At 33.7% G+C, this 15670-nt stretch carries 10 protein-coding genes; 6 read left to right on the forward strand and 4 right to left on the reverse strand.

What is annotated here, in order from left to right; translation table 11 throughout:
* Positions 1–416: 416 nt before the first annotated feature.
* The 5 genes from ACNRYB_RS09855 to ACNRYB_RS09875 all read left to right on the forward strand — a co-directional run bounded on the left by ACNRYB_RS09855 (position 417) and on the right by ACNRYB_RS09875 (position 9903).
* Positions 417–1847 (forward strand): peptidylprolyl isomerase, encoded by a 1431-nt coding sequence (locus ACNRYB_RS09855; RefSeq protein WP_343705681.1) that lies wholly within the window; start codon positions 417–419, stop codon positions 1845–1847.
* A gap of 78 nt (positions 1848–1925) precedes the next feature.
* Complete coding sequence (locus ACNRYB_RS09860) at positions 1926–2879, forward strand: AAA family ATPase (RefSeq protein ID WP_091135614.1); 954 nt, start codon at positions 1926–1928, stop codon at positions 2877–2879.
* Between the two features lie 388 nt (positions 2880–3267).
* Positions 3268–6039, forward strand: coding sequence for a bifunctional aconitate hydratase 2/2-methylisocitrate dehydratase (locus ACNRYB_RS09865; protein WP_473729950.1), 2772 nt, complete (start codon positions 3268–3270; stop codon positions 6037–6039).
* A 123-nt stretch (positions 6040–6162) separates the two neighbouring features.
* Positions 6163–8427, forward strand: coding sequence for an aconitate hydratase (locus ACNRYB_RS09870; protein ID WP_129746252.1), 2265 nt, complete (start codon positions 6163–6165; stop codon positions 8425–8427).
* Positions 8428–8736: 309 nt separating this feature from the next.
* The gene (locus ACNRYB_RS09875; protein ID WP_473729951.1) at positions 8737–9903 is read left to right on the forward strand and encodes a C40 family peptidase; all 1167 of its coding nucleotides are present in this window, start codon (positions 8737–8739) and stop codon (positions 9901–9903) included.
* Here ACNRYB_RS09875 and ACNRYB_RS09880 read toward each other — a convergent pair.
* From ACNRYB_RS09880 to ACNRYB_RS09895, 4 genes are all read right to left on the reverse strand, one after another.
* Entirely contained in the window at positions 9900–10289 is a 390-nt protein-coding gene (locus tag ACNRYB_RS09880; RefSeq protein ID WP_473729952.1) for a response regulator, read from the reverse strand. The two genes, ACNRYB_RS09875 and ACNRYB_RS09880, sit on opposite strands and share 4 nt — an antisense overlap.
* Positions 10279–11703 carry a sensor histidine kinase gene (locus ACNRYB_RS09885; RefSeq protein ID WP_129746249.1) on the reverse strand — a complete coding sequence of 475 codons (1425 nt, stop codon included), beginning with the start codon at positions 11701–11703 and terminating at the stop codon, positions 10279–10281. The genes ACNRYB_RS09880 and ACNRYB_RS09885 overlap by 11 nt, the downstream gene beginning before the upstream one ends.
* 411 nt (positions 11704–12114) lie before the next feature.
* A complete protein-coding gene (locus ACNRYB_RS09890; RefSeq protein WP_473729953.1) occupies positions 12115–12873 on the reverse strand; it encodes a methyltransferase domain-containing protein in 759 nt (252 codons plus the stop codon).
* A gap of 180 nt (positions 12874–13053) precedes the next feature.
* Positions 13054–13860 carry a hypothetical protein gene (locus tag ACNRYB_RS09895; protein WP_129746247.1) on the reverse strand — a complete coding sequence of 269 codons (807 nt, stop codon included), beginning with the start codon at positions 13858–13860 and terminating at the stop codon, positions 13054–13056.
* Positions 13861–14253: 393 nt separating this feature from the next.
* On the opposite strand from ACNRYB_RS09895, the gene ACNRYB_RS09900 reads away from it, so the two are divergent.
* Positions 14254–15663, forward strand: a complete 1410-nt coding sequence (locus ACNRYB_RS09900) for an APC family permease (RefSeq protein ID WP_473729954.1) — start codon at positions 14254–14256, stop codon at positions 15661–15663.
* The last annotated feature ends 7 nt before the right edge of the window (positions 15664–15670 follow it).

The raw sequence follows: 15670 nt of genomic DNA on the forward strand, positions 1-15670 counted from the left end.
TTTTAATACTTTAAAATGACAAATACGCATCTAAAGTAATTTTTTTTTGATTTAATTTTAATTTATAAGAAAATAGCTCTTTACGAAAACGTTGTAGTGTTGAGAACTTTTTTTTAGAGCCTTTATAATTAAGCATTTATTTGCTCTTAAAATTCAAATTATGGAACGATTTATAATGGCGCCTTTTGTTGCATTAAGAAAATTGAAATAACCAATTTGGAATACTGTTATAGAACTATCCTATAATTTTTTGTTAATAGTATATCGGATAGTTGGATTATGTAATTGAATTGTTATTTTTGTTCGTTATAAGTTACGAAAGAACTATACTTTAATTATTTATGTTTAAGTTGAACATATGTAATTTTAGAAGGATTATCTAAAACAGGCTTTACATTCAAATAAAAATTAAAATAATGTTATTAAAAAAATTACAGCTAAAAACAATTGATTTCAAGTTTGCACTAACAATTTGTTTTTTTCTTTTTTTAACTCCAATTATCAAGGCGCAAGAAGTTATTCCTGATGTTGTTGCTCAGAAACCAGTCGAAACTCCTTCTGGTGGAAAATTGAAAATCGATGGAATTATTGCGACGGTAGGAGATTATATTGTTTTAGATTCTGATATTGATAAAGGATTTTTAGAAATTACTGCTCAAGGCGGATCTATAAAAGATATTACAAGATGCCAAATGCTTGGTAAACTTTTAGAAGACAAATTATATGCTCACCAAGCCATTCAGGATAGTATTATTGTGAGTGATGCCGAAGTTAGAAGCATGATGGAAGAGCGTCTTAACTATATGACACAGCAAGTAGGTGACATTAATAAAGTAGTTGAATACTATAAGAAAAGCTCTGTAGAAGAATTTAAAACCTATTTTGCTGATATCTTAAAGGAGCAGAAATTGGCTTCTGAAATGAGAGATAAAATCATTAAAGATGTTGAGATTACTCCAGAGGAAGTTCGTAATTTCTTTAAGAAAATTCCAAAAGACGAATTGCCAACTTTTGGAGCTGAAATGGAAGTAGCACAAATTGTTGTGGAGCCTAAAATTTCTAAAGAAGACAAACAAAAAGTAATCGATAGATTAAACGCTATAAGAAAAGATGTTCTTGAAGGTTCCAGTTTTGCTACAAAAGCCGTTTTGTATTCTCAGGATCCAGGATCATCACCAAACGGTGGTTATTATAAAATGACAAGAAAAACGCCTTTTGTGAAAGAGTTTAAAGATGTAGCTTTTAGTCTTCAGGCAGGAGAAATTTCGCAACCATTTGAGACAACTTTTGGTTTTCATATTATAATGGTAGAAAAAATTAAAGGACAAGAAGTTGAACTTCGTCATATTTTGATTGCTCCAACAGTTTCAGAAGCTGCCTTAAAAGAAGCGAAAGAAAGAATTACCAATATTAGAAATAAAATTATCAATAAAGAGATAACTTTCGCCGAAGCGGCAAGAACCGAATCGGATGAAAAAGAAACTAGAGCAAACGGAGGAACATTAGTAAACCCAACAACTCAAGACACTAGATTTGAGTTGACAAAAATGGATCCGCAATTATATAGCCAAGTTTCAAATTTAAAAGGAGATGAAGTTTCTCAGCCACTTTTAAACACAGATGATAAAGGTAAAAAAACATATAAGTTAATTACCGTTACAAATAGAATTGATGAGCACACTGCTGATTACGCTAAAGATTATACTAAAATTAAAGAATTAGCACTTAAAGAAAAGCAGATCAATGCAATTGCAAAATGGTTTGATACTAAAATTAAAGATACTTACATCAAAATTATTGGAGAGTATAAAGACTGTACTTTTGCGAATAACTGGTTAAAAAAATAAGTTTTAATAAATAAATAAAAAGAGTTAGTTTTATGATTTCATAGAATTAACTCTTTTTAATTTTAAATACATTCATAAATGTCTGACGTAACAGCAATTCACAATTTAGTTCAAAAAAGAAATGAATTAAAAAAAGAAATAGCGAAAATCATTGTAGGGCAGGACGCCGTTGTAGATCAAATTTTACTTTGTATATTTTCTGGAGGGCACGCGCTTTTAATTGGAGTTCCTGGTTTAGCAAAAACTTTAATGATAAATACTTTGTCTCAGGCTTTAGGGCTAGATTTTAAAAGAATTCAGTTTACGCCAGATTTGATGCCTTCTGATATTTTAGGAAGTGAGATTTTGGATGAAAATAGAAACTTCAAATTCATTAAAGGCCCAATTTTTTCTAATATTATTTTGGCTGATGAGATCAATAGAACACCGCCAAAAACTCAAGCAGCATTATTAGAAGCAATGCAAGAGAGATCAGTAACTATTGCTGGTCAGCATCACAAGTTAGATTTGCCTTATTTTGTTTTGGCAACGCAAAACCCAATTGAGCAAGAAGGAACTTATCCTTTGCCAGAAGCTCAGTTAGACCGTTTTATGTTTGCTATTAAATTAGAATACCCAACTTTTGAAGAAGAAGTTCAAGTAGTAAAGCGAACAACTTCTGATGTCAAAACAGAAATTAATCCGTTGTTTAATGCGCAGGAAATCATCGATTTTCAGCATTTAATACGCAGAATTCCAGTCGCAGACAACGTTATAGAATATGCAGTAACTCTGGTAAGCAAAACTCGTCCAGACAATTCTTTGACCAATGACTTTGTAAAGAATTATTTGGACTGGGGAGCAGGACCAAGAGCTTCGCAGAATTTGATTCTAGCAGCAAAAGCACACGCTGCTTTCAATGGAAAATTTTCACCAGATATTGAAGATGTTCAAGCAGTGGCAACAGGAATTCTTCGTCATAGAATTATCAAAAATTACAAGGCCGATGCAGAAGGAATTACAGAAGAAGCAATCATTAAAAAACTAATGTAATTTCTGTAAAATATATTTACTAAATCCCGACAAGTTATTGTCGGGATTTTTTGTTTTTGTCTAGAATTTAAAATCGATCGATGACGTTCAAACGACGTCAAAAAGATCAACTATAACGTTATAATTGTTTATTTAGAAAGATTCTTAGTGAAAACAGAGGTAAAAACTTACTTACTTTATAACATCGAATTTCGACTTTGTTAAAGAAAAGATCTTTAAATATTAATAATTCATTATTTTAATTTAAAATTGATTTTTTGGTAAAAACAAGCAGTGAAAATCGTTTTTTAGCAATAATAATTTTTGAAAAGGCTTGTTCTATTATATTTTTTTTAATTATCGGGTTTAATGCTTAAATTTGCCTCAAAAAAATAAATCCGCTTTTATTATGAGTATTTATCAGGATTACCTTCAAGAAATTGAAGAAAGAAAAAATCAAGGGTTACACCCTAAACCAATCGATGGAGCTGAATTATTAAGCGAAATCATTGCCCAAATTAAAGATGTTGATAACGCATACCGCGAAGATTCTCTTAAGTTTTTTATTTACAATACTTTACCAGGTACTACAAGTGCTGCAGGTGAAAAAGCAAAGTTTTTAAAAGAAATTATTTTAGGTCAATCTGTAGTTAAAGAGATCACACCTGCTTTTGCTTTTGAATTATTATCACACATGAAGGGTGGACCTTCAATTGAAGTGTTATTAGATTTAGCTTTAGGAAACGATGCTGCAATTGCTAAACAGGCTTCGGATGTTCTTAAAACTCAAGTTTTCCTTTACGATGCCGACACAGATCGTTTGAAAGAAGCTTTCAAAGCTGGTAATGCGTTTGCTAAAGAAATTATTGAAAGTTATGTGCAAGCTGAATTCTTCACTAAACTTCCTGAAGTTGCTGAAGAAATTAAGGTTGTTACTTATATCGCTGGAGAAGGTGATATTTCAACAGATTTATTATCTCCAGGAAACCAAGCTCACTCACGTTCAGACCGTGAACTTCACGGAAAATGTATGATTACGCCTCAAGCGCAAGAAGAAATTCAAGCTTTACAGGCTAAGCATCCAGATGCAAGCGTGATGTTAATTGCTGAAAAAGGAACAATGGGAGTTGGTTCTTCACGTATGTCAGGTGTAAACAACGTGGCGCTTTGGACAGGAAAACAAGCTAGTCCATATGTTCCATTCGTAAACATCGCTCCAATTGTTGGAGGAACAAACGGTATTTCTCCAATTTTCCTTACTACAGTAGATGTAACTGGAGGAATCGGAATTGATCTAAAAAACTGGGTTAAAAAGCTTGACTCAGACGGAAAACCTGTATTAAACGAAAATAATGAGCCAATTCTTGAGCAAGCATATTCTGTTGCTACAGGAACTGTTCTTACTATTAATACAAAAACAAAAAAACTATACAATGGTGATCAGGAATTAATTGATATTTCAAGATCATTCACTCCTCAGAAAAAAGAGTTCATTAGAGCTGGAGGATCATATGCAATTGTATTTGGTAAAAAATTACAAACTTTTGCGGCTAAAGTTTTAGATATCGAAGCTCCTGCTGTATTTGCTCCATCTAAAGAAATTTCTAATGAAGGACAAGGTTTAACAGCAGTTGAAAAAATCTTCAACAAAAATGCTGTTGGTATTGCTCCAGGAAAAGTATTGCACGCTGGATCTGATGTTCGTGTAGAAGTAAACATTGTAGGTTCTCAAGATACTACAGGTCTTATGACTGCTCAAGAGCTAGAGTCTATGGCTGCTACAGTTATTTCTCCAATTGTTGATGGTGCTTACCAATCTGGTTGTCATACTGCTTCTGTATGGGATAAAAAAGCTCAGGCAAATATTCCTAAATTAATGAAGTTCATGAACAACTTTGGTTTAATCACTGCTCGTGATCCTAAAGGTGTTTACCACTCAATGACTGACGTAATCCACAAAGTACTTAACGATATTACGATTGACGAATGGGCAATCATTATTGGTGGTGACTCTCATACAAGAATGTCTAAAGGTGTTGCTTTTGGTGCTGATTCAGGAACTGTTGCTCTTGCATTAGCAACTGGAGAAGCTTCTATGCCAATTCCAGAATCTGTAAAAGTGACTTTCGTAGGAGATATGAAAGAATACATGGATTTCCGTGATGTGGTTCATGCTACACAAGCTCAAATGCTTAAGAAATTCAACGGTGAGAATGTATTCCAAGGTAGAATTATTGAGGTTCACATCGGAACTCTTACTGCTGACCAAGCGTTTACATTTACAGACTGGACTGCGGAGATGAAAGCTAAAGCTTCTATCTGTATTTCAGAAGATGATACTTTGATCGAATCATTGGAAATTGCTAAAGGCAGAATCCAAATCATGATCGATAAAGGAATGGACAACGATAGACAAGTTCTTCAAGGTTTAATCAACAAAGCTGATAAGAGAATTGCAGAAATTAAATCTGGTGAAAAACCAGCCTTAACTCCAGATGCAAATGCTAAATATTATGCTGAAGTTGTAGTTGATTTGGATCAAATTGCTGAGCCAATGATCGCTGACCCAGACGTTAATAATAAAGACGTTTCTAAACGTTATACTCACGATACTATTAGACCATTATCTTTCTATGGTGGAGAGAAAAAAGTAGATCTTGGATTTATTGGTTCTTGTATGGTTCACAAAGGAGATATGAAAATATTGGCTCAAATGTTGAAAAACGTTGAGGCGCAAAATGGAAAAGTTGAATTCAACGCTCCTCTTGTAGTTGCTCCTCCAACTTACAACATCGTTGATGAATTGAAAGCTGAAGGTGACTGGGAAGTTTTACAAAGATATTCAGGTTTCGAATTTGACGATAATGCTCCAAAATCGGCAGCTCGTACAGAATACGAAAACATGTTGTACTTAGAGCGTCCAGGATGTAACCTTTGTATGGGTAATCAAGAAAAAGCAGCTAAAGGAGATACGGTTATGGCAACATCTACTCGTTTATTCCAAGGAAGAGTTGTAGAAGATAAAGAAGGAAAAAAAGGAGAATCATTGCTTTCTTCTACTCCAGTTGTTGTTCTTTCTACAATTTTAGGTAGAACTCCAACAATGGAAGAATACACTGCAGCAGTAGACGGAATCAACTTAACGAAGTTTGCTCCTTCTAATAAACAATTAGTTATGTAATCAAAAGATTATTTAATAATATTTTAAAAGCCCGAGTCGTAAAACTCGGGCTTTTTTAGTAATAATTGTTCTATTTTTTGTAACTTGTCATGTTCAAAAAAGAATAATAAAAACAAAAAATCTATGGCTTTTGATATTGAAATGATTAAAAAGGTATACGAAAATATGCCTGCGCGTGTTGATAAAGCGCGTGAGCTTGTTGGTCGTCCCCTTACTTTAACGGAGAAAATTTTATATAATCACCTTTGGGATGGAGCGCCATCTAAGGTGTTTAAGAGAGGAGTTGATTATGTTGATTTTGCACCAGACCGAGTAGCGTGTCAGGATGCAACAGCGCAAATGGCTTTATTGCAGTTTATGCATGCCGGAAAATCTAAAGTGGCGGTGCCTACAACAGTTCACTGTGATCACTTGATTCAGGCAAAAGTAGATGCAGCAACCGATTTGGCTAGAGCAAAAACTCAAAGTAATGAGGTTTTTGATTTCTTGTCTTCTGTTTCGAATAAATACGGAATCGGTTTCTGGAAACCAGGCGCTGGAATTATCCACCAAGTAGTACTTGAAAATTATGCTTTTCCAGGCGGAATGATGATTGGTACCGATTCTCACACTGTAAATGCAGGAGGTTTAGGAATGGTAGCGATTGGTGTTGGTGGAGCAGATGCTGTAGATGTTATGTCTGGAATGGCTTGGGAACTTAAATTCCCTAAATTAATTGGAGTTAAATTGACTGGGAAATTATCAGGCTGGACAGCTCCAAAAGATGTTATTCTTAAAGTTGCGGGCATTCTTACTGTAAAAGGAGGTACCGGAGCAATTGTAGAATATTTTGGAGAAGGAGCGAAAGCAATGTCTTGCACGGGTAAAGGAACTATTTGTAACATGGGGGCAGAAATTGGAGCTACAACTTCTACTTTTGGTTATGATGATTCAATGGGGCGCTATCTTCGTTCTACAAATAGAGCAGATGTTGCAGATGCTGCAGACAAGATTGCTCCTTATTTAACAGGAGATCCAGAAGTATATGCTAATCCAGAGCAATATTTTGATCAAGTGATTGAAATCAACTTATCTACATTGGAGCCACACTTAAATGGTCCTTTTACACCAGATTTAGCTACTCCGATTTCTAAAATGAAAGAAGAAGCAATCAAAAATAACTGGCCGTTACAGGTTCAGTATGGTTTGATCGGTTCTTGTACAAACTCATCTTACGAAGATATTTCTCGTGCTGCTTCTTTAGCAAAACAAGTTGCTGCTAAAAACTTAAAGACGAAAGCGAAATTTACTATTACGCCAGGTTCTGAGGTAGTGCGTTCTACAATAGAAAGAGACGGATTTATTGATACTTTTAATAAAATCAATGCTACAGTATTTGCAAATGCTTGCGGGCCATGTATTGGTATGTGGGATAGAGAAGGGGCAGAGAAAGAAGAAAGAAACACTATTGTGCACTCTTTCAACCGTAACTTCTCAAAACGTGCCGATGGTAACCCGAATACTTTAGCTTTTGTAGGTTCTCCGGAATTGGTGACTGCTTTGGCTATTGCAGGTGATTTAGGTTTTAATCCGCTAACTGATAAACTAATCAACGAAGACGGTGAAGAGGTAATGCTTGAAGAGCCAACAGGAGATGAACTTCCTGCTAAAGGGTTCTTTGCTGAAGATCCAGGATTTCAAGCTCCAGCTGAAGACGGATCAAATGTTCAAGTAGTGGTTAATCCAACTTCTGAGCGTTTGCAGTTATTGGCTCCTTTTGAGCCTTGGGATGGAAAAAATATCACAGGTGCTAAATTGCTAATCAAAGCTTTTGGAAAATGTACAACGGATCATATTTCTATGGCTGGACCATGGTTGCGTTTCCGTGGGCACTTAGATAATATTTCAAACAATATGCTGATTGGGGCGGTAAATGCTTACAATCAAAAAACAAACTCTGTGAAAAACCAATTGACTGGACAATATGACGCTGTTCCTGCTGTTGCTCGTGCATACAAAGCAGCTGGAGTTCCATCTATTGTAGTTGGAGATCATAACTACGGAGAAGGTTCTTCTCGTGAGCATGCAGCTATGGAGCCTCGTTTCTTAGGTGTTAAAGCGGTATTGGTAAAATCTTTTGCTCGTATCCACGAAACAAACCTTAAAAAACAAGGTCTCTTGGGATTAACGTTCGCAAATGAAGCAGACTATGACAAAATCCAAGAAGATGATACTATTAACTTCTTAGATTTAACAGAATTTGCTCCAGGCAAACCATTGACATTAGAATTTGTTCATGCAGACGGTACAAAAGATATTATCTTAGCAAACCATACTTACAATGAAGGACAGATTGGCTGGTTTGTAGCTGGCTCTGCATTGAATTTGATTGCTGCCGGAAAAGCTTAAATTTTTTTAAGTTTCACTTATAAATTAAACGCTCTGAAAAAAAACAGGGCGTTTTTTATCTGTTATTGTTTTTAATTGTAGGAAAAGTATTGTAAATTTGTAACGTTTTGAAATTCAGTCTAAAAGATTTTTCGGGGATTAACCAACTTTTAAATTTTAGGTTTTAACTAAAATTTGTTGTTAAAAATCGTGTTTTTTTTACTTTAAAAAGTTAAATTCGCCGATGCACGTAATAAAAATGATTTTTTTGAGTTTAAAAATTAGTGTTTTAAGCTCTTGAAATAATAATAAAAATGTAATTCAAGAAATATGGTTTATCGGTTAATAATAGTATTGTTTTTTTTCAGTGTCGGAGCCTTTGCGCAGGATAATTTTATTAAGCACAAAATTTCACAAGGAGATAACCTTTCTGTTATTGCTAAAAAATATGGAGTAAAAGTAAAAGACATAGCAAATGCAAACCCAAATGCTCCTAAAATATTAAAACTAAACTCAATCCTTTTAATTCCGAATAAAAATAAAACTACTGCAAAGGCAAAATCTAAAAATGTTGAAGTTGCAGATGCTAATGTCTCTACAATAACTGCTTCTGGTACTCACGAAGTAGCCTCCAAAGAAACGCTTTGGGGAATTTCTAAAAAATACAATGTTTCTGTTGATGATTTAAAGAAAGCAAATCCATCTCTAGAAAGCGAAGGTTTAAAAATCGGACAGCAGATAAACATTCCTTCAAATAATGTTGCGTCAAATAGTACTTCTCAAAACGAAACTCCAGTTAATTCAGAAGTAGTTTCAACAGATGTAGAACTTATAAGAGAAGTTAAAGCAAAAGAAACAAAATACGGGATTTCTAAAGAATACGGGATTACAGTTGCGGAATTAGAACGTCAAAATCCATCAATTAAAGGAAAAGTGCCTGCGGGATATTTATTGAAAATTCGTGTTCCAAAAGAAAAAGCAGATGCTATTCAAGCGGCGAAGGGGTTGCAAGAAACTAATGTCCAAGAAGATGCTTCTTCTTCTAATCAAATAGCTGTAACGGCTCCAGAAATAAAGAGAGATTCGACATTTGTGAGAACAGGAAATAATTCTGAATTAATAGATCAGCTTATAGCAAGCGCAACCGAAAATATAGGTATAAGATATAGATCTGGCGGAACAACAAAAGCGGGGTTTGATTGTTCAGGATTAATGTTTTGTACTTTTGGCAATTTTGATATTAAACTGCCAAGAAGTTCAATAGAACAATCTCGAATAGGAACAAAAATAGCTTCAGAGGAGGCTCAAAAAGGCGATTTAATTTTTTTTAGAACCAATGGTAGACGTCATATAAATCATGTAGGTATGGTTGTTGAAAATGTTGACGGTGAGATTAAATTTGTACATTCATCCACTCATGGCGGTGTAATGATTTCTTCAACAAAAGAACCATATTACACAAGGGCTTTCTCTCAAGTAAATCGTGTTTTAAATTAAGCTGAAAGAAAAGCATTTTTCAATATTTCTAATCTAAAAGGTTTATTCCAGAAATCAGTCACGTATTTGTTTTCTTTGACCTTTTTGATTTCATCACTATCTAAAGTCGAAGAAAGGACAAAAATTTCAATTTTCTCTTTTACATCCTCAGGAAGTCTATCAAACTCTTCCAAAAATTCAAAACCATTCATGACAGGCATTTGAATATCTAAAAGAATAATCAATGGATTTAGATTCTGATTTTTTAGAATCCAGTTCATTCCTTCTTTTCCATTATTAGCTATATAAACAGGATTAATATCAAGCCCTTTTTTCAACAGCTTTTTAGTGACAAATTGATCTATCAGATTGTCTTCTATAATTATAAATTGAGATTTATACGGCATATGAGTCTGGTATTGTTACTATAAATTTACTTCCAACACTGCTTTCTGAAAAAACTGAAATATCTCCTCTAATATTTTCAACAGCTTCTTTTACAATGTATAAACCCAAGCCAGAACCTTTGTTTTTGTTTGTTCCAAAATACATGTCAAAAATTTTCGCTTTGTTATCGTCATGAATTCCGATTCCGTTATCTGTTACTTCGATCTTATTTTGGCCTTCACTAAAATAAGTTTTTATTGTAATGAACATTTCGGGCTTACTGCAATCTGCATATTTTATAGCATTAGAAAGGAGATTGTTAATAATAATTTTTAAACGAAGACCATCACTTTTAATCTGATCTACCAAAAGTTCCTGAGTGAATTTTATTCTGTTTGCATTTTCAATGTGCATTAATTGCAGAATAGCTTCATTACAAAGTTCTTTCAAGCTTACAGGCTCCATAATTATCTCTTTTCTTTTGTTTTTAGAATAATCAATGATGTCGCTAATGAACTGATCTTGTCTGGCAAGACTTTGATGCATCATTTGCAGATAATTCCGAACCTGCTGTACATCGTCCTCTAATGCTGTTATTTCGATAAGGCCTTTTAATGAAGTAATGGGTGATCTTAAATCATGCGATGCGCTGTAAACAAATCGATCCAATTCGCGATTTACGATAACAAGATTTTCATTTTTTACTTCTGTCTCTTTTTTTGAAATTAAGAGCCTTTTGACCATTATCGAATAATAAAGGCAAACACTGCAAACTATAACCAGTATAAAAAATATGTTAGCAATAATCAGCAGATCCTTTATTTTTCGAGTTCCTTCTCCTAATGTGTTTGAAAAATTACGTTCGTTAACTGTTAATCGGTCGCTTATTGAACTTATTTGCTTCAAGTATTTCTTCTGATCCTCAGCGGTTAATATATTATGCTCAATTTTGGCATTAATCTGCTGGCCAATAACAAACAGATCAAAAATTAATTTGTCTCCTTGTCCCCATTCATTTATGGCTTTAGATAAAAAGCTAACATTTTTAAAATTCTCAAACAGCCAGATAATATCGTCTAAATCATCCTCATTGTTTCTGCCTGTTAAAAAACCTTTTCTCGCCACTTCGTTATCGCCAGCTTTCAAGAGTGTAATTCTTGCAATGCCATCTCCCTGCGGTACTTTTAATTCTTCCAGATACAATTTCCATTGTGCAGGATTCTTTGTAAATAAATAGGTGATTAAATGTCTAGATGCGTCTTTTTGTCCTTTCGAATAATGTGATTCTCCATTTACATAAGCTCTATTGGCGGATAAGATTTTAATAGTAAAAAAATTAATGCAGATTAATAATGCGCAAGAAATGAATACTATTAAAATAAGAATGAAAACATTTGGGAAACGAAAATTTTTTAAAGCTTGCAATTTAGACATAATCTTAAAATTAGTAGGTTAATAAAATGTGTCTTTTTGCGTGTTTTGCAAGTATGAATAGATGATTATGGGGGAAAATCAATTCATGTTATCGTTAAAACTTGTTAAGATATTTTGCTCTGTATATAGGCTTATAAAATCATTCTCTCAAATATAATAAAATTTATCTTATGATTTTCGCAAAAAAAATTAGGCGGAAACAAAAATATTTTTATTTCAGGTATTTTTGTTTAATTGTTTGTGATTTAATTAATTGTGGTTTTGAAAATCCATTTTTTTAATTTTTAAGTCAAAAGGACTGACTTTGTAATTCGATTTTTAAAAGAAAATGGGATAAAAAAATAAGATGAAAAAATAAATAATTAGGCCTTATTTTGTTTAAAAATTGAAACTGGCTTTTTAGTTTTTTAATTAAAATGTAGCATAAATTATCAATCTTCGGAAGGCGTAAATAGATGGCACAACAGGAAAATAAGCGTCTATTCTTTTTTTGAATTCGGTTGTTAATGCTGTAAATGCTTCTTCTCCTAATCTTTCTTGATAAACCGTCAACGCAGAACCTGAAATGAAATCAAAAAAATCATCTTTTTTATTAGAAATTATAGGATAAACTTTTTCATAAAGAACTAAATCCTTGCCGCCATTTTCGAATAAGATTTTAGCATATTCATCTAAAGTTAATACTGGAGAAGGGCGTGTCCAATTTTTGAGATATGAAGCAAAAGGTTCTTCTTGCGCCAATTGTAAAAGTATTTTGTTTAGGATGTTCTCATTTTGCTGTGGCATCTGAACTGCCAACTGACCATTAGGATTTATGCGAGAAATAATTTTCGGGAAAAGTTCGGTATGATTATCAATCCATTGCAATGCAGCGTTTGAAAAAATCAAATCCCATTTGGTTTCATCTTCAACCTGTTCTAAAATGGTTTTTTCTTTAAATTCAAGATTTTCTTGTACTGGAGCGTTTGTCAGCATTTCGGCAGAATTGTCAATACCAAGAACAAAGGGATTGGTCAATTTTTGATGCAATTTTTGGGTCAATTCACCCGTTCCGCATCCAAGATCTATAACTTTCAGATTGGGTTTGTTAACAATATGACTTGTAAGATCATTAAACGGTTTGGAACGTTCTTCTTTAAATTCGTTGTATTTTTTCGGATCCCAAGTCATGATATATGTTTTTATTTAAAGTTAGGGAAAATTTCTAATGCTTCAAAACCAAAGGTAGAGATTGTTGCATTTGCTTAAATGTTCCCGTAATGATAGGGTTTCTTTAAGTTATATGTTGGATAAGAGCATAAAAAAAACTGCAAAATATTTTTTGCAGTTTTTAAGTTTTAATAATTAAATTTAATTAGATGTCTCAAGTGGTCCCAAGGTTACTACGGTTGCAGTTGCTGGAGGACAGCCGTTATTAAAGTAAAATGTAGCAGTGCATGCGATGTCCGGCGAACATTCTTGATTTCTAAATGGTAAATTTATTTTGTTATTGGTTAGAATGTATGGATATGTTAATGTGCCTTGACTTTGGTTGTATAAACTGCTTGGATTGGTAACTGTAAATTTAGTTCCATCTGACAAGCTTAAATCTATTTTAGTAATATGTTCCCAAGTAATTTTACAATTATTACTAGTAGGAATTGATATTTCTAGACTTCCCCCTGCACTTCCTGTGCCGCTTCCTCTACAAATATACGATGCAGAAAGAACTGGTGTGCAACAATCAAGTTTTACAACATTTACGATTGATTGACAAAATAATGCCCCGTCCCCAGTTCCTCCAGCGGTAATTTGACCTCCTGTAAAACTATTTGAATATTTAACTGTTATTGTTGATCCGGTATTTGAAAGTAATTGAATGTTTACTGGATCGTTTGTACTCCATTGAATATTACTTGGTGTTCCAGTAGTATTAGTATAAGTATATGTTACCTGTGAGCCTGGAAAAACTTCAGAAGTTTCAGGGATTGATATTGTTGGACTTACAATGCCACAAGTAGTTTGTATTGCTTTGCTTGTTGGGGAATTAGTTTTGGATTCTTCTATAGAAGTTTTTGCTGTTTGTTTGTCGCTTTCATCACTTGTGCAGGCAAGAAAAGTTGCACTTGTTATCAGTAAAATGAAAGTAATGCTTAGATAAATTTTTAAATTTTTCATGATTTTTTATTTCCCGTTTGCAAAATAATTGCCTTTAAAGACGAAAACTTTAGGTACTAGATTTGGGTTAATTTGTTCCGCCTTTCAGATTTTAACTTCAGATTTTGCAATCCGCTCAATAAATTTATTTACAGTTATATCGAAGTACCTGAAATTACTATTGAAACGTTAGGTTAAATTTCTGATATTTAATATTGACAAAATATTCTATATTATGATTGCTGAATATTTTGTTAATGCATTTTTCTGTTTTACTCAAAAATATGTAAATTAAATATTACAACATTACGTAAAACCGTAAGTGGTATGTTTTTTTTCTTTTCTTTTAAATTAATCAGTTAATATTAAGATTTCAGAAAAAAGTATATCTTTAGCCAACCTAAACCAATAAAAATGCAAGAAAACGACCAAGAACATTTTAAAAGAGAACTCGGACTCTTAGACGGAACCATGCTTGTGGTTGGCTCTATGATCGGATCCGGGATATTTATCGTAAGCGCCGATATCGCCAGACAAGTAGGCTCGGCAGGATGGCTTACCTTAATCTGGCTTTTGTCTGGATTTATTACCGTTGTCGCTGCGGTTAGCTATGGCGAATTGAGCGCGATGTTTCCGAAAGCAGGAGGACAATATGTTTACCTAAAAGAAGCTTATAATAAACTGATTGCGTTTTTGTACGGATGGAGTTTTTTTGCAGTTATTCAAACTGGAACCATTGCAGCAGTAGGAGTGGCTTTTTCAAAATTTGCAGCTTACTTGTATGAGCCGTTAAGCGATGAAAATATTCTTTACGAACTGGGTGCTTTTAAACTGAATGCAGCTCAGCTAGTTTCAATTTTAACCATCATCATTTTAACTTTCATTAATAGCCGTGGAGTGAAAAACGGAAAAATTCTGCAAACCGTTTTAACAATAATTAAAATTTTATCGCTGCTAGGATTAGTTGTTTTTGGACTAACGCTTGCCGCGAAAGCTTCAATTTGGGATGCAAACTGGGTAAACGGATGGAGTACAAAAACATTTAATAAAGAAAGCGGATCATGGTTGCCAATTAGCGGAACTGCTTTGATTTCTGGAATTTCAGCAGCAATGGTTGGATCATTATTTTCTAGTGATGCTTGGAATGGTGTGACTTTTATTGCGGGAGAAATTAAAAATCCGAAACGAAATGTTGGTCTTAGTTTGTTTCTAGGAACTTTCATAGTAACTTCTCTTTATGTAGTGACAAATCTTATGTATTTGGCTGTAGTTCCGTTTGATGAAATTGCAACAGCAAAATTTGACCGTGTTGCAGTTGTGGCCTCAGATTATATTTTTGGAAATATCGGAGCGCTGATTATCGCAATTATGATTATGATTTCGACTTTTGCGTGTAACAACGGATTAATTATGGCGGGAGCAAGAGTATATTATACAATGGCAAAAGACGGTTTGTTTTTCAAAAAAGCAGCTGTTTTAAACAGTTCGAGCGTTCCAGCTTGGGCACTTTGGGCGCAATGTATTTGGGCTTCGGCTTTGTGCTTGACAGGAAAATATGGTGATTTGCTGGATTTTGTAATTATCATCGTATTGATTTTTTACATTCTGACAATCTACGGCATTTTTATTCTTAGAAAGAAAATGCCAGATGCAGAAAGACCGTATAAAGCATTCGGATACCCATTTTTACCAATGCTATATATTGTTGTAGCCTCGGCGATTTGTATTTCGCTATTAATTACAAAATTTTCAACCTGCGGCTGGGGAGTATTAATTATGTTAACCGGAATCCCAGTTTACTATTTAACAAAACCAAGCGAATAATGTTTTT

Source organism: Flavobacterium sp. CR10 (assembly GCF_055814415.1).